Source organism: Mesorhizobium sp. M0152, assembly GCF_040322415.1.
Lineage (GTDB): Bacteria > Pseudomonadota > Alphaproteobacteria > Rhizobiales > Rhizobiaceae > Mesorhizobium.
In genome coordinates this window covers 74,483-91,872 of record NZ_JAMYTH010000003.1, presented here as the reverse complement: position 1 = coordinate 91,872, position 17,390 = coordinate 74,483, and the positions used below count along the sequence as shown (strand labels likewise).

The following is a 17,390-nucleotide window of genomic DNA, read 5'->3' as shown; positions in this document are numbered from 1 at the left end:
CCGTCAAGATTGAGCTCTTATCGTCGAATGCCTCGCCCAAGACTACTCCGCCGCTTCCAGCGGCGCGATGCGGCGGCTGTTGCGCGCCTGCTCGTCATAGTCGCGCTGCCATTCCGACGGTCCGTTGGACGCGCCGACCTGTACCGCGGTCACCTTGTATTCCGGGCAATTGGTCGCCCAGTCGGAGAAGTCGGTGGTGATGACGTTGGCCTGCGTATCGGGATGATGGAAGGTCGTATAGACCACACCCGGCGACACCCGATCCGTGATCAGCGCGCGCAGCGTCGTCTCGCCCGAGCGGCTGGTCAGCCGCACCCAATCGCCGTCGCGCAAGCCACGATTCTCAGCGTCGTGCGGATGGATTTCCAGCCGGTCCTCGCTATGCCACATCAGATTGTCGGTGCGCCTGGTCTGCGCCCCGACATTGTACTGGCTGAGGATGCGGCCGGTGGTCAGCAGCAGCGGGAAGCGTGGTCCCGTCCTTTCGTCCGTCGCCACATATTCGGTACGGATGAACTTGCCCTTGCCGCGCACGAAGCCATCGACATGCATGATCGGCGTGCCGAGCGGCGCCTTCTCGTTGCAGGGCCATTGCACCGATCCGACACGGTCGAGCAGATCGAAGGAGACGCCGGCAAAGCTCGGCGTCGTCTTGGCGATCTCGTCCATGATCTCGGCGGGATGCCGATAGTTCCAGTCCAGCCCGATCGCGCGGGCAAGCTCCTGCGTCGCCTCCCAATCGGCATAACGCGCCTTCGGCTCCAGGACCTTGCGCACCATGTTGATGCGGCGCTCGGCATTGGTGAACGTGCCGTCCTTCTCGAGGAAGGTCGAGCCCGGCAGGAAGACATGCGCGTAGTTCGCCGTCTCGTTGAGGAAGAGGTCGTGCACGACGACGCATTCCATTGCCGCCAGGCCGGCGGCGACATGCTTGGTGTCGGGATCGGACTGCAGAATGTCCTCGCCCTGGATATAAATGCCCTTGAAGCTGCCGTCGACGGCGGCATCAAGCATGTTGGGAATGCGCAGGCCCGGTTCGTCGTCCAGCTTTACGCCCCACAGGCTCTCATAGATGTCGCGCACGGCCTCGCCGGAGATGTGGCGATAGCCGGGCAGTTCGTGCGGGAAGGAGCCCATGTCGCATGAGCCCTGCACGTTATTCTGGCCGCGCAGCGGGTTCACGCCGACGCCCGGCCGGCCGATATTGCCGGTGGCCATGGCAAGGTTGGCGATCGCCATCACCGTGGTCGAACCCTGGCTGTGTTCCGTCACGCCCAGGCCGTAATAGATCGCGCCATTGCCGCCGGTGGCGTAAAGGCGCGCCGCGCCGCGGATCAGTTCGGGATCGACGCCGGACAACCTGCCGACGGTTTCGGGGCTGTTTTCGGGCAAGGCGACGAAAGACGCCCAGTCCTGGAACTCCGTCCAGTCGCAGCGTTCGCGGATGAAGGCTTCGTCGAACAGGCCTTCGGTGACGATGACATGCGCCAGCGCGGTCAGCACGGCCACGTTGGTGCCGGGCTTCAGCGGCAAATGATAGTCCGCTTCCACATGGGCCGACTTGACCATCTCGGTACGGCGCGGATCGAGCACGATCAGCTTGGCGCCCTGGCGCAGCCGCTTCTTGAGCCGTGAGGCGAACACCGGATGGGCGGTAGCAGGATTGGCGCCGATGATGACGGCGACGTCGGTGTAATCGACCGAATCGAAGTCCTGCGTGCCGGCCGAAGTGCCATAGGTCTGGCCGAGCCCGTATCCCGTAGGCGAGTGGCAGACGCGCGCGCAAGTGTCGACATTGTTGTTGCGGAAGCCCTGCCGAACCATCTTCTGGACGAGGTAGGTTTCCTCATTGGTGCAGCGCGACGAGGTGATACCGCCGATAGCGGTGCGTCCGTACTGGTACTGGATGCGGCGGAATTCCTTGGCCGTATGGGCGATCGCCTCTTCCCAGCTCACCTCCCGCCAGGGATCGCTGACCTTTTCCCGGATCATCGGCGACAGGATGCGGTCCTTGTGAGTGGCATAACCATAAGCGAAACGGCCCTTCACGCAGGAATGGCCGTGATTGGCCTTGCCCTCCTTGTAGGGCATCATGCGAACGACCTCGTCGTCCTTCACTTCGGCCTTGAACGAGCAACCGACGCCGCAATAGGCGCAGGTGGTGACAACCGAGCGTTCCGGCAGGCCCTTGGCGAGCACTGTCTTCTCGCGTAGCGCGTCGGTCGGACAGGCCTGCACGCAGGCGCCGCAGGACACGCATTCGGAGGTGATGAAATCCTCGTGCATGCCGGCGACCATGCGCGATTCGAAACCGCGGCCCTCGATGGTCAGGGCGAACGTGCCCTGCACCTCCTCGCAGGCCCGCACGCAACGCGAACAGACGATGCATTGCGCGGCATCATAGGCGAAATAGGGATTGGACTCATCGCGGGCGATGTAGTCGACCGCCAGCGAGCCATGGCCGGGTGCCACGCCGTCTTCCTGCTTGACGTGGTTGCGCCCATCGATGCCGTAGCGGTTCTCGGTCAGGCCGATCGACTTCGCAACGGCGTCGAACTCGCTGGCGCCCGTTCCGGCCTTCTCGTTCCAGCCGGTCGGATGGTCGGAGACATAAAGCTCCATGACGCCGCGGCGGATGGCATCGAGCCGCTCGGACTGCGTGCGCACCATCATGCCTTCGCCAACCGGCGTCGTGCAGGACGCCGGCGTGCCGCCGCGCCCCTCGATCTCGACGAGGCAGACGCGGCACGAACCGAACGAGTCCAGCATGTCGGTGGCGCAGAGTTTCGGTATCTCGACCCCGCCTTCCATCGCCGCACGCATGATCGACGTGCCCTCCGGCACGGTGATGCTGCGGCCGTCGACGGTCAGCGTGACCTGCTTTTGCGCCTTCGATTGCGGAGTTCCGTAGTCGAGTTCTTCGACGAGTGATGGGAAGTCGGCCTTGATGTTCATCTGCCAGCTCCTATTCAGCAGCCACGCGCGCCGGCGCAGGCTTGAAATCCTCGGGGAAATGGGTGATCGAGCTCATCACCGGGTAGGGCGTGAAGCCGCCCAGCGCACACAGCGATCCGAACTTCATCGTGTTGCAGAGGTCCGTGACCAGCGCGAGGTTCTTCTCCGGTTCGATGCCGGCGGCGAGCCTGTCGATGGTCTCCACCCCGCGCGTCGAGCCGATGCGGCAGGGCGTGCACTTGCCGCAGCTTTCGATGGCGCAGAATTCCATGGCGAAGCGTGCCTGCTTCAGCATGTCGGCGGTGTCGTCGAACACGGTGAGGCCGGCATGGCCGATCAACCCGTCCTTGGCGGCGAAGGCTTCGTAGTCGAACGGCGTGTCGAACAAAGCGCGCGGGAAATAGGCGCCGAGCGGCCCACCGACCTGCACCGCCTTCACCGGCCGTCCGGTCGCGGTGCCGCCGCCGATCTCGTCGACGATCTCGCCCAGCGTCATGCCGAAAGCCGCCTCGAACAGCCCTGCATGCTTGACGTTGCCTGCGATCTGGATCGGGATGGTACCGCGCGAGCGGCCCATGCCGAAATCCTTGTAGAAGGCGGCACCCTTGTCCATGATGATCGGAACGGACGCCAGCGAGATGACGTTGTTGATCACCGTCGGCTTGCCGAACAAGCCTTGGATCGCCGGCAGCGGCGGCTTGGCGCGAACCACCCCACGCTTGCCTTCCAGGCTGTTCAAGAGCGAGGTTTCCTCGCCGCAGACATAGGCGCCGGCGCCGACGCGGATCTCCATGTCGAACGCATTGGGCGAACCCAGCACATTGACGCCGAGCACGCCGGCCTTGCGGGCGACCTCGACCGCCTTGTTCATGACAGCCACCGCATGCGGATATTCCGAGCGGATATAGACGAAACCCTTGGTCGCGCCCGTTGCGATGCCGGCGATCGCCATGCCTTCGATCAGCACGAACGGGTCGCCTTCCATGATCATGCGGTCGGCGAAGGTGGCGCTGTCGCCCTCATCGGCGTTGCAGACGATGTATTTGCGCTCGGAGGTGGTGTCGAGCACCGTCTTCCATTTGATCCCGGTCGGGAAGCCGGCGCCGCCACGACCGCGCAGCCCTGATTCCGTGACTTGGCTGACGATGTCAGCCGGCGCCATCGCCACCGCGTTCTGCAGGCCCTTCAGCCCGCCCAGCGATTTGTAGGCGTCGAGCGACAGCGGGTCGTTGATGCCGCAGCGGGCGAAGGTCAGCCGCGTCTGTTTGGCCAGAAAGGGGATCTTGTCGGGCGCGCCGAGCCAGCGCTTGTGATGGCCGCCGGTGAGGAAGCCGCTGTCGAACAGGCTCTTGACGTCGGAGGGTTTCACCGGCCCGTAGGCGACGCGGCCATTGGCGGTCGCCACCTCGACCATTGGCTCTAGGAAATAGGCGCCGCGCGAGCCATTGCGCACGATCTTGGCCTCGATCCCGCGCTCGGCGAGTTCATTTGCGATCGCCTTGGCAACCTTTTCCGCACCCAGCGCCAGCGCGCCGGAATCACCGGGAATGTAGATGCGCGGGATCATGAGCGCACCTCGGCGACAATGTCTTCGATCTTCTCGTCATCGATACGCCCGATCACCACACCGTCCAGCATCGCCGACGGCGAACAGGCGCAAAGCCCGAGGCAATAGACCGGCTCCAGCGTCACCGATCCGTCACGGGTGGTCTCGTGAAAACCGATGCCGAGCAACTGCTTGATCTTGGCGGCGACCGCGTCCGAGCCCATCGACTGGCAGGCTTCCGCCTGGCAGAGCTTGAGCACGTGCCGGCCGGCCGGCCGGGCGCGGAAATCATGATAGAAGGTGACGACGCCGTGTACCTCCGCCCTGGAGAGGTTCAGCCCATCGGCAATGACCGGCAGGGCGTCATGCGGCACATGGCCGAACTCTTCCTGGATGCCGTGCAGGATCGGCAGCAACGGGCCTTCAAGGCCCTTCATCTCTTGCACGATCGCCGCCGTGCGCGATGCGATCTCGGTACTTGCAGGCTGCATCGTCACGCAGCGCCCTCCCTGGTCGATGGAATTCATCGCTAAGTCTTTATGAAATCAGAGGAAACCACCGAAATCAATAAAGCCGTTTCGTTGCGTGATAGAAAATTTCTATCGAGGCCTCGGCTTACATTGTCTATCCTAGCGATGGGCGCGGAAATCGTCTGCCAGCGCCATTGCCTCGTCCAGCAGCGCCTGCACCAGCGGCGTGTGCGGTTCGCGCGGCGCGGCAACCAGGCCGACCGTATGGCTGGCGTCCGGGTCGACGATCGGAATGGCCCGGATAGGCTCGGAAAAGCCGAATGTTTCCGCGAGGTTGAGCGGCATGATCGATGACCATTTGCCGGTCCGGATATGGGAAAACAGCACGATCATCGAATTGGATTCCAGCGTCGGCCGCACCTGCTCGCCAGCCTCGGCCAGGTGCTGGTCGATGATGCGGCGGTTCTGCATGTCCGGCGTCAAAAGGCAGAGCGGCAATTGGCTGATCTCGACCCATGTCACTTTGTCGCGGTCGGAGTAGGGGTTTCCGACAGCGGTGATCAGCTGATAGCGCTCGTCATAGAGCGGTACGCTTGTCACCCGCCCCAGCGGCTCGTTGTCGAGATAGGTGATGCCGGCGTCGACCTCGAAATTGCCGAGCAGCGACAGCACTTCGATCGAGGTGCGCGACAGCACCGAGAAGGTGACGCCCGGATGTTTCTCGCGGAAAGGCGTCGTCAGCCGCGCTACCATGGCCAGGGCCGTCGGGATGGCGGCGATGCGGATACGGCCGGACAGGCCGTGACGCGCCGCCCGCATCTCTTCTCTCATGGTGCGGGTGTCGCCAACGATGCGGCGCGCCCATGTCAGCACCTGCTTGCCTTCCGGTGTCAGCCCCTGGAAGCGCGAGCCGCGCAGCACCAGCATCACCCCGAGCTGGCCCTCAAGTTGCTTTATGCCGGCCGACAGCGTCGGTTGGGTGACGCCGCACAGCTCGGCCGCCCGGCCGAAATGCTCCTCCTTGGCCAGTGCGATGAAGAATTCCAGCTTGTCGATCATGCCATTCGTCCGGTCGTCGCGTGCAAGGTCGGGGAAATTTCCTTTCGCCGCAAGCGCTATGCGTAATCGCCCTGCATCCACATCTTTCAGCCGGCTCACTGTTTGCCGAGGCGCCTCGCGGCGCTATGTCAGGAAAGGGTCGTGAACTGGGCGTGATGGGAGATCAAGATGCTGGGCTGGTTCCGCAAGCTGCTGCCGCGCGAAGATCGTTTCTTCGACCTGTTCGAGCGCCATTCGCGCACGGTGGTCGGCGGCGCCGAGGCGCTGGAGCAGCTTCTCCAGGGCAAGGATATCGATCGCTGGGGCCAGAAGATCGTCGATCTCGAGGACGAGGCCGACCATATCACCGCGGAAGTCCTGCTTGCCGTGCGGCGCTCCTTCATCACGCCTTTCGACCGCGGCGACATCAAGGACCTGATTCAGTCGATGGATGATGCCATCGACATGATGCACAAGACAGTCAAGACGGTGAGGCTGTTCGAGATGAAGGAATTCGACCCGCTGATGCAGGAAATGGGCGGCGTCATCGTCGACACCGCCAAGCTGGTCGCGGAAGCGATCCCGCTTCTCAGCAAGGTCGGCGCCAACAGCGCGCGTCTCAATGCCATCGCCGAGGAGGTCATGCGCGCCGAAGGCCGGGCCGACGACCTGCATGAGCAAGGTCTGAAGGACCTGTTCAAGCGGCATGGCCGCGGCGACGCGATGGCTTATCTGATCGGCAGCGAGATCTATGGCCAGCTGGAGAAGGTGGTAGATCGATTCGAGGACGTCGCCAACGAGATCAGCGGCGTCGTCATCGAGAACGTATAGGCGATGGAAGCCACGATCGCCTTTCCCTTGCTGGTCGGCCTCGTCGCCGTCGCGCTGTTCTTCGATTTTCTCAACGGTCTGCACGATGCGGCCAACTCCATCGCCACCATCGTCTCCACGCGCGTGCTGCGCCCGCATTATGCGGTCGTCTGGGCGGCCTTCTTCAACTTCATCGCCTTCATGTTCTTCGGCCTCCATGTCGCCGAGACCGTCGGAAAAGGCATTGTCGACGTCAACATCGTCACGCCGGCGGTGATCTTCGCCGCGCTCGTCGGCGCCATCGTCTGGAACATCGTCACCTGGATTGCCGGGATCCCGTCGAGCAGTTCGCACGCGCTGATCGGCGGGCTGGTCGGCGCCGGCGTTGCCAAGGCGGGCGTCGGCGCCATCGTCTGGTCGGGGCTGGGCAAGACGGTCGCCGCGATCGTCCTATCGCCGGCAACCGGCTTCGTCCTGGCGCTTCTCCTCATCCTCGTGGTTTCGTGGCTGTTCGTGCGCCAGACGCCGTTCGCTGTCGACAGCACTTTCCGTGTCATGCAGTTCTTTTCCGCCTCGCTCTATTCGCTCGGCCACGGCGGCAACGACGCCCAGAAGACCATGGGCATCATCGCGGTGCTGTTGTATTCGCAAGGCATGCTCGGCGGGACATTCTACGTGCCGCTATGGGTCGTCCTGACCTGCCAGTCGGCGCTGGCGCTGGGCACGCTGCTCGGCGGCTGGCGCATCGTCCACACAATGGGCTCCAAGATCACCCGGCTGAATCCGATGCAAGGCTTCTGCGCCGAGACTGGCGGCGCCATCACGCTGTTCGCCGCCACCTGGCTCGGCATTCCCGTTTCGACGACGCACACGATTACCGGCGCCATCATCGGTGTCGGCGCCGCCCGCCGCATCTCGGCCGTGCGCTGGGGTATCGCCGGCAACATCGTCATCGCCTGGATCGTCACCTTGCCGGCGACGGCCGTGATTTCGGCGCTCACTTACCTCGCCGTCGGCCTGGCGGGGTGAGGTGAGCGTTGCGGCGCCTTGAGCGCCGGCAATCGCGACATTGTCTACCGGTTCACAAGGTTCAGGATGTTGCCGTCCGGATCCTTGAACCACGCGACCTTCATGCCCTGGTCGCCCACATGGACGTCGTCCTCGATCGTCAGGCCGGGCATTTCGTAGTGTTCGAACGCGACGCCTTTCGATTTCAGCGATTTGACGATGCTGTCGATCTGATCGCCGACCGTCCAGGTTACCGCCGTCGCCTTGTTGGTTCCGGCGAACTGGGACCGATAGACGTTGATGGTGGTGTCACCGCTTTTGTACACGATCAGTTCGTCGCCCATATGGTCCACCGGCTTGAGGCCCAGCGTTCCTTCATAAAACGCCTTTGCTCTCGCAATGTCCTTCACCGCGAGATTGGCCGTTGCGTTGCTGTTTGCAAGCATGATTTCTCCTTCCCTGGCTGTTCCTGATGCTGTTCGTTGAAATAGGCCACGTGCCCCGTTCGGCGACCGTCATCTTGCGTAGCTCCCGTTTGCAGAAGCCGGCCTCTAGCCGGGTGCGTCGAGACGGCTGCTTGGTTCTGCTCGAAAACTGCATTATCTGAGGTCCGAACGCCGAGGAAAAGATCATGCCCGTCACCAAAGACGCCGTCATCGAACGCCTGAAAACGGTCAACGGCCCGGATTTCACCGGCAATATCGTCGACCTCGGCATGGTGTCCGAGATATTCATCGCCGATTCCAAGGTGTTCTTCTCCATCACGGTCCCCGCCGCCCGTGCGCAGGAAATGGAGCCACTGCGCGCCGCCGCCGAACGCGTCGTCAAGGCGATCCCCGGTGTCGCCGGCGCCGTTGTCGCGCTGACGGCGGAAAAGAAGGGCGGCGGCATGGAGGCGCCTGTTCCATCGCGCCCCGCACCCAGGCCAGCTCCGCCCGCCGCCGCACCGCGCGCGGCCCCGCACGCCCCGGCTTCGCACAGTCACGGCAAGCGCGGCGTGCCTGGCATCGAGGCGATCATCGCCGTCGCCTCGGGCAAGGGCGGTGTCGGCAAGTCGACGACGGCGGTGAACCTGGCGCTTGGCCTCGCCGCCAACGGTTTGCGCGTCGGCGTGCTCGACGCAGACATCTATGGCCCGTCCATGCCGAGGCTGCTCAACATCCATGGCCGGCCGCAGACGGTCGATGGCAAGATCCTGAAGCCCATGGAGAATTACGGCCTCAAGGTGATGTCGATGGGCTTCCTCGTCGATGAGGAGACACCGATGATCTGGCGCGGCCCGATGGTGATGTCGGCGCTGACGCAGATGCTGCGCGAGGTCGAATGGGGCGCGCTCGACGTGCTTGTCGTCGACATGCCGCCGGGCACCGGCGATGCGCAGCTGACCATGGCCCAGCAGGTGCCGCTGGCCGGCGCCGTCATCGTATCGACGCCGCAGGACCTGGCCCTCATCGATGCCCGCAAGGGCCTGAACATGTTCAGGAAAGTCGATGTGCCGCTGCTCGGCATCGTTGAGAACATGAGCTACTTCCTCGCACCCGATACCGGCAAGCGCTATGATATTTTCGGTCATGGCGGGGCGCGCCGCGAGGCCGAACGCCTGGGCGTCACCTTCCTCGGCGAGGTACCGCTGGAGATGGGCATCCGCGAGAGCTCGGACGCGGGCACGCCGGTCGTCGTCTCGAAGCCCGACGGCGCCGAGGCGAAAATCTACCGCGATATCGCCTCGAAAGTCTGGGATCGCGTCAATGAGGAGCGCGGCGCGGCCGAAGCGTCGGTGCCGAGCATCGTGTTCGAGTAACTTTCGTCCGGTGGGCGCCGCCCCTCATCCGCCTGCCGGCACCTTCTCCCCGTATAGAAATCGTCGCACACGGCGTCTTTCTCCCCGTCACTATACGGGGAGAAATGTCCGGCAGGACAATGAGGGGCAGCGCCGACGCTGGATAAACCAGGCACCGTTCAAACAAGGCGCAATCCTAAGCCGCGCCTACCTTCTCACCAAATGTCGAAAAAAACTGACCGGCCAGTTTCTTCGACGTCGATTCGATCAGCCGGCTGCCAAGCTGGGCGATCTTGCCGCCGACATCGGCCTTTGCCGCGTATTTCAGGACGGTGGCATCCGGCCCATCTTCCGTTAACGTCACGTCGGCGCCGCCCTTGGCGAAGCCGGCGATGCCGCCCTTGCCTTCGCCCTGAATTGTGTAGGCATGCGGCGGCTTGAGGTTTTTCAGCATTACCTCGCCGTTGAAGGTCGCCTTGATCGGCCCGATCTTCAGCACCACCGTCGCCGCCATTTCGGTCGCCGACTTCATCTCCAGGCTTTGGCAGCCGGGAATGCTTTCCTTTAGCACCGCCGGGTCGTTCAGAGCTTCCCATACTTTCTGTATGGATGCGGCGATGCGTTCCTCGCCCTCGATCACCAAGGCCATCAAAATCTCCCCGATCACAATGTCGGATTGGTCCTAGCGCGCGGCTCGATACATGTCTATCGCACCAAAGTCCGGTTCGGATCGCGCGTGCCCCTTGCCTGTATCCGCGCGTTGTCATATCGATTTGTCATACAAATACGGAGACCATGATGGCCGGCGCCCCCACAGGAAAGAAGAAATTTCGCTCTCAGGAGTGGTTCGATAACCCCGACAATCCGGGAATGACGGCGCTCTACCTGGAACGCTATCTCAATTACGGGCTGACGCGCGCCGAGCTGATGTCGGGCAAACCCTTGATCGGCATCGCCCAGACAGGCTCGGATCTTTCGCCCTGCAACCGGCACCACCTCGAGCTTGCCAAGCGCGTGCGTGAAGGCATCGTTTCGATGGGCGGCATTCCTTTCGAGTTCCCGTGCCATCCGATTCAGGAAACCGGGAAGCGACCGACCGCGGCGCTGGACCGTAATCTCGCCTATCTCAGCCTTGTCGAGGTGCTTTACGGCTATCCGCTCGACGGCGTGGTGCTGACCATCGGCTGCGACAAGACGACGCCGGCGCTGCTGATGGCGGCGGCCACCGTCAACATTCCGGCCATCGCGCTGTCGGTCGGCCCGATGCTCAATGGCTGGCACAAAGGCAAGCGCACCGGCTCGGGCACCATCGTCTGGGAATCACGCCAGCGCCTGTCGGCCGGCGAAATCGGCTATGATGAATTCATGGACATCGTCGCCTCGTCGGCGCCGTCCACCGGCTATTGCAACACCATGGGCACCGCCACCACGATGAATTCGTTGGCCGAGGCGCTGGGCATGCAGCTGCCGGGCTCGGCCGCTATTCCGGCGCCCTACCGGGAGCGCGGACAGATTTCCTACGAGACGGGAAAACGTATCGTCGAGATGGTGCATGAGGATTTGAAGCCGTCCGACATCATGACGCGAGGAGCCTTCGAGAATGCCATCGTCGTCAATTCGGCGATCGGCGGCTCGACCAACGCGCCGATCCATCTCAACGCCATCGCCCGCCATCTCGGCGTGCCGCTCGACAATGACGACTGGCAGGCGATCGGCCTCAACGTGCCGCTCCTCGTCAATCTGCAGCCGACGGGTGAGTATCTCGGCGAGGATTATCATCACGCCGGCGGCGTACCGGCCGTCGTGGCCGAACTGATGAAGGGCGGGCTGTTGCCGCATCCCGATGCCTTGACCGCCAACGGCAAGTCGATCGGCGACAACTGCAAGGGAGCGGTGGTCGAGGATGCCGACGTCATCCGCAGCGCCGACAAGCCGCTGAAGGCCAATGCCGGCTTCATCAATCTCAGGGGCAATCTGTTCGATTCGGCGATCATGAAGACCAGCGGCATCTCGCCTGAATTCCGCGAGCGCTATCTGTCCAACCCCAGGGATCCCGAGGCATTCGAAGGCAATGCCATGGTCTTTGACGGGCCTGAGGATTACCACGCCCGCATCGACGATCCGGCGCAAGGCATCGACGAGCACACGATCCTGTTCATGCGCGGCGCCGGCCCGGTCGGTTATCCCGGCGGCGCTGAGGTCGTCAACATGCAGCCGCCGGCCTATCTCATCAAGAAGGGCATCCACGCGCTGGCCTGCATCGGCGATGGCCGCCAGTCCGGCACGTCGGGCTCGCCGTCGATCCTGAACGCCTCGCCTGAAGCCGCCATCGGCGGCGGACTGGCCTTGCTCAAGACAGGTGATCGCGTCCGCATCGACCTCAGGAAAGGCACCGCCGACATCCTCGTCAGCGACGACGAGATCACCCGGCGTCGCGCCGAGCTGCAGAACAATGGCGGCTATCACTATCCCAAGCACCAGACGCCCTGGCAGGAAATTCAACGCGCCATGGTCGACCAGTTCTCCGAAGGAATGGTGCTGAAGCCGGCGGTGAAATACCAGGACGTCGCGCACACCAGCGGTATCCCCCGGGACAATCATTGATTATTCCTCGGAACGATCATTAATTATTCCAGGGACAATCACCGAGCATCTGTTCGCAGATGCCGGCACGCACGACAAACGGCGGCTTGATCCGGATCGAGCCGCCGCTCGTCCTTGACAAGCGCGCGCAACAAATCCACCATCATGGCAAGGGGTGCATCGCGACGACCCCGTGAGGCGTCAGCCCAACGTTCGCGTCCAAGCTCTTACAGGGAGGTGGACGCCATGCCGTCAACAACCGCTATCACCGTACTGCAATTATCCCGTCTGGTCGCTCTGCCGGGCGCACCGGTAATCATCGACGTTCGCACCGACGAGGACTTCGACGCCGATCCGCGCCTGCTGCCGGCCACGGTCCGGCGCAATTTCAAAACCGTTTCGACCTGGGCACCAACGTTCGCCGGCCAATCGGTAGCCATCGTCTGCCAGAAAGGGCAAAAGCTCTCGCAAGGCGTCGCCGCTTGGCTGCGGCACGAGGGAATTCCTGCCGAATCCCTCGAAGGCGGGTTCGAGGCCTGGCGCGATGCAAAGGGGCTTTTGGTCCGTACCGGCAAATTGCCCCCACGCGACGAAAAGGGCCGCACGGTCTGGGTGACGCGAGCCCGTCCGAAGGTCGATCGCATTGCTTGCCCATGGCTGATCCGACGCTTCGTCGATCCCGGCGCGGTATTTCTGTTCGTCGAACCGGCGGAAGTCCTGGCTGTCGCCGACCGCTTTCAGGCCGTGCCCTTCGATATCGACACTGTGTTCTGGAGCCACCGCGGCGAACGCTGTACCTTCGACACCATGATCGAGGAGTTCGGGCTGGAATCCGATGCGCTCGATCGCCTTGCCGCGATCGTGCGCGCGGCCGACACCGCAAACCTCGATCTGGTACCCCAGGCTGCCGGATTTCTGGCCGCCTCGCTGGGCCTGTCGCGCATGTTCCGCGACGATCTCGAACAGTTGGAAGCCGGCATGCTGCTCTACGACGCTTTCTTCAGGTGGTGCCGCGATGCCACGGACGAAACTCACAACTGGCCGTCCGGAGGCAAGGTGGCATGAACGCAGTGGTCTCGAAGGAAGAGGGCGAAGTTGTCCGGGAGCCGGCCGCGCCGAGTTTCAACGAGGCGCTGCGCCTCTGGGCGAAAATCGGGTTGCTGAGCTTCGGCGGGCCGGCCGGCCAGATAGCGCTCATGCACAAGGAACTGGTCGAGGACCGTCGCTGGATCGGCGAACAGCGTTTCCTGCATGCCTTGAACTACTGCATGCTCTTGCCCGGCCCGGAAGCCCAGCAACTCGCCATCTACATCGGCTGGCTGCTGCACAAGACGCTCGGCGGCCTCGTCGCCGGTATCCTGTTCATCGTTCCGGGCGTGCTTGTCATGCTGACCCTGAGCATCCTCTATGCGCTATATGGCGACGTGCCGCTGGTCGCGGCGCTGTTTTTCGGAGTGAAGGCGGCAGTGCTTGCCATTGTCATCGAGGCGGTGATCAGGATCGGACGGCGTGCCCTGAAGAACCGGATCATGGTGTCGATCGCGGTCTTGGCCTTCATTGCGATCTACGCGTTGAGGGTTCCGTTCCCGCTGATCATCCTCGGCGCCGGATTGATAGGCCTGGCCGGAAACCGATTGGCGCCTACGTTCTTTTCCGGCCAGGCTCGTGGCGGGGACAACGTTCCCGACATCAAGGGCGCGGTGGACATGATGTTCGAGCGCGGCGAACTGACCCATGTCGAACCGACGAAATGGCACGCGCCGCGCACCGTCGCGATCTGGCTGCCGATCTGGCTCGGACCGGTTCTTGTGATCTGGTGGTTGACCGGCTCCGCAAGCGTTTGGACCGAGATAGGCCGGTTTTTCGCCCTGATGGCCGTGGTTACATTCGGCGGCGCCTACGCGGCCCTTGCCTATGTCGCACAGGCAGCCGTCCAGTCCTTCGGCTGGCTCGCCCCGGGTGACATGGTCGATGGGCTTGGGCTTGCCGAAACCACGCCGGGGCCGCTGATCCTGGTGTTGCAGTTCGTCGGCTTCCTGGCCGCGTTCCGCCACTCCGGGTCGCCGGACCCGCTCCTTGCCGGATCGCTCGGGGCCTTGCTCACTTTATGGGTCACGTTCACTCCCTGCTTTTTCTGGATATTCCTCGGTGCGCCCTACATCGAGGCGCTGCGCGGCAACAAGGCACTGTCGGCGGCGTTGGGCGCGATCACCGCCGCTGTGGTCGGCGTCATCATGAACCTCGCTCTGTGGTTCGCCTTGCACGTCATCTTCGGTGAGGTGCGCAGTATCGGGCCCGGTCTGAACGTGCCTGTTCTTTCGTCGGTCGACTGGCGCGCGGCGCTGCTTTCCTGCGCAGCCATGATCGCTATCCTGAAGCTGAAAATCGGCATGCTGCCGACACTTGCCGGATCCGCTCTGGCCGGTGTCTTGCTGTCGGCGGTAAGTTGGCAGTTGGCGTAGGGGCAACCCGGAGGAGACAATGGAAACTGTAAGTGTCCGCTACATTGTGAATGACGTCGACGAGGCCATCGCTTTCTACAGCGGGCATCTTGGCTTTGCCGTCGCTATGCATCCGGCGCCGTCCTTTGCCATGCTCGCGAAGGGCAATCTGCGGCTCTTGCTCAACGCGGCCGGGGGACCGGGCGGCGCATCGCAACCGATGCCCGACGGAAGTCTGCCTGAGCCCGGCGGCTGGAACCGCATTCAGATCGAGGTCGAGGATCTGGAAGCTCTCGTTCGCGCGCTGAAGAATGCGGGCCAAAGTTTCAAAAACGATATCGTCAAGGGAATGGGCGGCAGCCAGATCCTGCTGCAGGATCCCTCTGGCAATCTGGTGGAACTGTTCGAGCCGGCGCGCCGGTAGTTTCGGCCGATACAAGGCTGCTTCTGGTTTCCGGCTGTCTTTGTGTTCCGCTTGCGAACCGCCTAGTGCTTGTCGTGGTGCAAAAGCCGGCCACTTTTGAGCGACATGCACCAGTTGGTTGGAAACGGATTGGAAACTTCATGGCGGGACGGCGCTCATCCCTTGGCTTCCTCGGACTATTCGGCCGCTCGGGCGACTTGAGGCAGCTCGATACCGCATTGCGTGGCGCCGACCTTCATCCCGCGCTCGTGCCGGAGGGCGTGAAACTCACCATCGTCAATCTGATGAAGGACCGCTGGCCCGATGAGCCGCCTCCGGGCGCCTATGCGTCGGTGGCACAATTGTGCGGCTATTGCATCGCGGGTCGCGAAACCTTCGAACAGGCCAATGGCCAGGAGCGGACGCTGGAAGTCGAGCGTCGCATCGAGGCAGCACTGGAAGCCGGCGACAGCTTCGACGCACAGATCGTGCTAATGACGCTGCATGCCAAGCTCATCAGCGCCGAAGTCGTCGACCGATATGGACTCAGCGCGGAATGACGGGTCCGGCGGGCCTTCTTCAGCCGCCCATGCTGCCGCGCGGCAGCTTGATCATCTCGCCAAAGCGGGCGCGCAGCCTATCGTCGATCAGTTTCGGCACATGGCGCGGAAAGCGCTCGGCAAGCACGCGCTTTTTCTCGATGATCGCCCGCTGCAGGATGTCGGGCCGGCCCTTCTCGTTCCATTCCTTGGGCGAAAAGCGGTCGCCGACCGCCGGATAGAAATACTCGGTCTGCATTAGCCGTAGCGTCTGCTCGTTGCCGAGATAGTGGCCGGGGCCTTTCAGGCAGACATCGGCGATGGTGTCGATCGACAGTGCTTCGTCGGTCACCTCGATGCCGCGCACGCAACGCAGACAGTGGCCGAGCATGTCATTGTCGATGATCAGGCTTTCCAGGCAGAAGCCGAGCAGCGAAGCGTGCATGCCGGCCGATTCGTAGACTAGGTTGAGCCCGGCGAGGCCGGCCATCACATCGGTAATGCCCTTTTCGTAGCCGGACTGGATATCGGGTAGTTTCGAATCCGTCATGCCGGCGGCCGAGCCGCCCGGCAGGTCGTAGAACTGCGCCATCTGCGCGCAGGCCGCGGTCAACACCGCCTGTTCGGCCGAGCCGCCCGACATGGCGCCGGTCCTGAGATCCGACACGAATGGCCAGGTGCCGAAGATCGCCGGATGTCCCGGCTTGATGGCGTTGACATAGACGAGGCCGACCAGCACCTCGGCCACCGCCTGCACCACCGCGCCGGCGATTGCCGCCGGGGCCGTGGCGCCCGCCTGACCGGCCGAGAGCAGGAGGATCGGGATGCCGCCTTCGACGCACGCTTCGAGCACGCCGCAGGCATCTTCGGCGAACTTCATCGGCGGCACGACGAAACAGTTGGAGTTGGAGACGAACGGCCGGGCGCGGAAATTCTCCTCGCCGCCGGCGATGGCATAGAGCATTTCGAGCGCGGGCTGCACGTTCTCGCGCACCGTGAACGAGGTGCCGACATGCTTGGAGGTTCCCATCACGCAGGCATAGAGCGTGTTGAAGTCCATATCGAGCGGATCGGGAATGTCGCGCGGCACCATCGGCCGCTGGAAGAAATGGATGTTATCGAGCCCCTCGACGAGGCGGGCGGCGTCATAAATGTCCTGCAGCAGCGATTCGCGGTATTCGCGTCTTTCGACATCGACCAGATGCACGGCAGCACCTGCCGTGCCGTAATGCACGCGCTTGCCCTTGATCAGCATGTCGTGCCTGGGGTCCTGGCCGTGCAGCGTGAAATGCCGTGCCGCCTTCTTGATCGTGTCGAGCACGACAGCGCGGGGAAAGCGGACGCGGCCGTCGTCGCCGTAGCTAGCTCCAGCCTTGGTCAGCGCCTCGATGCAGGAGGGAATGGCATTGGCGAAGCCAACCGTTTCCAAGAGCGTCAGCACCGCCTCGTGGATGCGCTCCTGGTCGTTTTCGGTCAACGGTCCGTAGCTGCCGCCTTCGAGACCGGCGCGCACCGGCTTGATGTCGTCGGCCAAGGGTGCCGCCCGCATGGCGCGGCGCGCTTCGCGCCCGCCGGAACGGCGCGAACGCTGATCCGCCGCCGCTTCCTGCTTTTCAAGAAATGACATTGAGACACTCCACCTTTCCGAGAAGCAGAGCGCGGCGGTTGGTCCACCATCGGCTGCTTCTTCCCCTTTGTGCCCCCGACTATGCCGCCGGCATTGGCCCAGCCTATGAGCCAGGCGATGCGGTCGCATAGGCCAAGAGTTAATGAAGCCGGAGCCACGCTGTGCGGCTCCGGCAGGGGGCGGGTGATGT

At 63.4% G+C, this 17,390-nt stretch carries 15 protein-coding genes; 8 read left to right on the top strand and 7 right to left on the bottom strand.

What is annotated here, in order from left to right:
* Positions 1-42: 42 nt before the first annotated feature.
* The 4 genes from fdhF to NKJ26_RS04355 form a co-directional block, all read right to left on the bottom strand.
* Positions 43-2,955 (bottom strand): formate dehydrogenase subunit alpha, encoded by a 2,913-nt coding sequence (gene fdhF, locus NKJ26_RS04370; RefSeq protein WP_352693977.1) that lies wholly within the window; start codon positions 2,953-2,955, stop codon positions 43-45.
* A 10-nt stretch (positions 2,956-2,965) separates the two neighbouring features.
* Positions 2,966-4,522 carry a formate dehydrogenase beta subunit gene (locus tag NKJ26_RS04365; RefSeq protein ID WP_352607398.1) on the bottom strand — a complete coding sequence of 519 codons (1,557 nt, stop codon included), beginning with the start codon at positions 4,520-4,522 and terminating at the stop codon, positions 2,966-2,968.
* Positions 4,519-4,998 (bottom strand): formate dehydrogenase subunit gamma, encoded by a 480-nt coding sequence (locus tag NKJ26_RS04360; RefSeq protein WP_352607400.1) that lies wholly within the window; start codon positions 4,996-4,998, stop codon positions 4,519-4,521. Before NKJ26_RS04360 ends, NKJ26_RS04365 begins: the two co-directional genes overlap by 4 nt.
* A gap of 132 nt (positions 4,999-5,130) precedes the next feature.
* Positions 5,131-6,030, bottom strand: a complete 900-nt coding sequence (locus tag NKJ26_RS04355; protein WP_352607402.1) for a LysR family transcriptional regulator — start codon at positions 6,028-6,030, stop codon at positions 5,131-5,133.
* Between the two features lie 168 nt (positions 6,031-6,198).
* Between NKJ26_RS04355 and NKJ26_RS04350 the strand changes: the two genes are divergently transcribed.
* On the top strand, positions 6,199-6,840 hold the full coding sequence (locus tag NKJ26_RS04350) for a DUF47 domain-containing protein (RefSeq protein WP_352607436.1): 642 nt from the start codon (positions 6,199-6,201) through the stop codon (positions 6,838-6,840).
* Between the two features lie 3 nt (positions 6,841-6,843).
* Positions 6,844-7,848, top strand: coding sequence for an inorganic phosphate transporter (locus NKJ26_RS04345; protein WP_352693974.1), 1,005 nt, complete (start codon positions 6,844-6,846; stop codon positions 7,846-7,848).
* A 44-nt stretch (positions 7,849-7,892) separates the two neighbouring features.
* Here NKJ26_RS04345 and NKJ26_RS04340 read toward each other — a convergent pair whose 3' ends face one another.
* Positions 7,893-8,273, bottom strand: a complete 381-nt coding sequence (locus NKJ26_RS04340; protein WP_352693972.1) for a VOC family protein — start codon at positions 8,271-8,273, stop codon at positions 7,893-7,895.
* 182 nt (positions 8,274-8,455) lie between these two features.
* On the opposite strand from NKJ26_RS04340, the gene NKJ26_RS04335 reads away from it, so the two are divergent.
* Positions 8,456-9,628: an Mrp/NBP35 family ATP-binding protein gene (locus NKJ26_RS04335; RefSeq protein ID WP_352607438.1), complete on the top strand. Its 1,173-nt coding sequence runs from the start codon at positions 8,456-8,458 to the stop codon at positions 9,626-9,628.
* Positions 9,629-9,803: 175 nt separating this feature from the next.
* Here NKJ26_RS04335 and NKJ26_RS04330 read toward each other — a convergent pair whose 3' ends face one another.
* Positions 9,804-10,256, bottom strand: a complete 453-nt coding sequence (locus NKJ26_RS04330) for an SRPBCC family protein (protein WP_027023677.1) — start codon at positions 10,254-10,256, stop codon at positions 9,804-9,806.
* Positions 10,257-10,405: 149 nt separating this feature from the next.
* On the opposite strand from NKJ26_RS04330, the gene NKJ26_RS04325 reads away from it, so the two are divergent.
* The 5 genes from NKJ26_RS04325 to NKJ26_RS04305 all read left to right on the top strand — a co-directional run bounded on the left by NKJ26_RS04325 (position 10,406) and on the right by NKJ26_RS04305 (position 15,594).
* Positions 10,406-12,211, top strand: coding sequence for an IlvD/Edd family dehydratase (locus NKJ26_RS04325; protein ID WP_352693970.1), 1,806 nt, complete (start codon positions 10,406-10,408; stop codon positions 12,209-12,211).
* Between the two features lie 225 nt (positions 12,212-12,436).
* Entirely contained in the window at positions 12,437-13,255 is an 819-nt protein-coding gene (locus tag NKJ26_RS04320) for a chromate resistance protein ChrB domain-containing protein (RefSeq protein ID WP_352693968.1), read from the top strand.
* Positions 13,252-14,652 carry a chromate efflux transporter gene (chrA, locus tag NKJ26_RS04315; RefSeq protein WP_352693966.1) on the top strand — a complete coding sequence of 467 codons (1,401 nt, stop codon included), beginning with the start codon at positions 13,252-13,254 and terminating at the stop codon, positions 14,650-14,652. Before NKJ26_RS04320 ends, chrA begins: the two co-directional genes overlap by 4 nt.
* A 19-nt stretch (positions 14,653-14,671) precedes the next feature.
* Positions 14,672-15,055 (top strand): VOC family protein, encoded by a 384-nt coding sequence (locus NKJ26_RS04310; protein ID WP_352607416.1) that lies wholly within the window; start codon positions 14,672-14,674, stop codon positions 15,053-15,055.
* A gap of 140 nt (positions 15,056-15,195) precedes the next feature.
* On the top strand, positions 15,196-15,594 hold the full coding sequence (locus NKJ26_RS04305; protein WP_352693964.1) for a hypothetical protein: 399 nt from the start codon (positions 15,196-15,198) through the stop codon (positions 15,592-15,594).
* A 19-nt stretch (positions 15,595-15,613) separates the two neighbouring features.
* On the opposite strand, the gene NKJ26_RS04300 is transcribed toward NKJ26_RS04305, so the two are convergent.
* On the bottom strand, positions 15,614-17,200 hold the full coding sequence (locus NKJ26_RS04300; RefSeq protein WP_352693962.1) for a trimethylamine methyltransferase family protein: 1,587 nt from the start codon (positions 17,198-17,200) through the stop codon (positions 15,614-15,616).
* Between the last annotated feature and the right edge of the window lie 190 nt (positions 17,201-17,390).

Excerpts from the sequence above, each read along its gene's own strand:
- fdhF (WP_352693977.1), bottom strand. The coding sequence starts at position 2,955 with ATGAACATCAAGGCCGACTTCCCATCACTCGTCGAAGAACTCGACTAC.
- NKJ26_RS04365 (WP_352607398.1), bottom strand. The coding sequence starts at position 4,522 with ATGATCCCGCGCATCTACATTCCCGGTGATTCCGGCGCGCTGGCGCTG.
- NKJ26_RS04355 (WP_352607402.1), bottom strand. The coding sequence starts at position 6,030 with ATGATCGACAAGCTGGAATTCTTCATCGCACTGGCCAAGGAGGAGCAT.
- NKJ26_RS04350 (WP_352607436.1), top strand. The coding sequence starts at position 6,199 with ATGCTGGGCTGGTTCCGCAAGCTGCTGCCGCGCGAAGATCGTTTCTTC.
- NKJ26_RS04345 (WP_352693974.1), top strand. The coding sequence starts at position 6,844 with ATGGAAGCCACGATCGCCTTTCCCTTGCTGGTCGGCCTCGTCGCCGTC.
- NKJ26_RS04340 (WP_352693972.1), bottom strand. The coding sequence starts at position 8,273 with ATGCTTGCAAACAGCAACGCAACGGCCAATCTCGCGGTGAAGGACATT.
- NKJ26_RS04330 (WP_027023677.1), bottom strand. The coding sequence starts at position 10,256 with ATGGCCTTGGTGATCGAGGGCGAGGAACGCATCGCCGCATCCATACAG.
- NKJ26_RS04325 (WP_352693970.1), top strand. The coding sequence starts at position 10,406 with ATGGCCGGCGCCCCCACAGGAAAGAAGAAATTTCGCTCTCAGGAGTGG.
- NKJ26_RS04320 (WP_352693968.1), top strand. The coding sequence starts at position 12,437 with ATGCCGTCAACAACCGCTATCACCGTACTGCAATTATCCCGTCTGGTC.
- chrA (WP_352693966.1), top strand. The coding sequence starts at position 13,252 with ATGAACGCAGTGGTCTCGAAGGAAGAGGGCGAAGTTGTCCGGGAGCCG.
- NKJ26_RS04310 (WP_352607416.1), top strand. The coding sequence starts at position 14,672 with ATGGAAACTGTAAGTGTCCGCTACATTGTGAATGACGTCGACGAGGCC.
- NKJ26_RS04305 (WP_352693964.1), top strand. The coding sequence starts at position 15,196 with ATGGCGGGACGGCGCTCATCCCTTGGCTTCCTCGGACTATTCGGCCGC.
- NKJ26_RS04300 (WP_352693962.1), bottom strand. The coding sequence starts at position 17,200 with ATGTCATTTCTTGAAAAGCAGGAAGCGGCGGCGGATCAGCGTTCGCGC.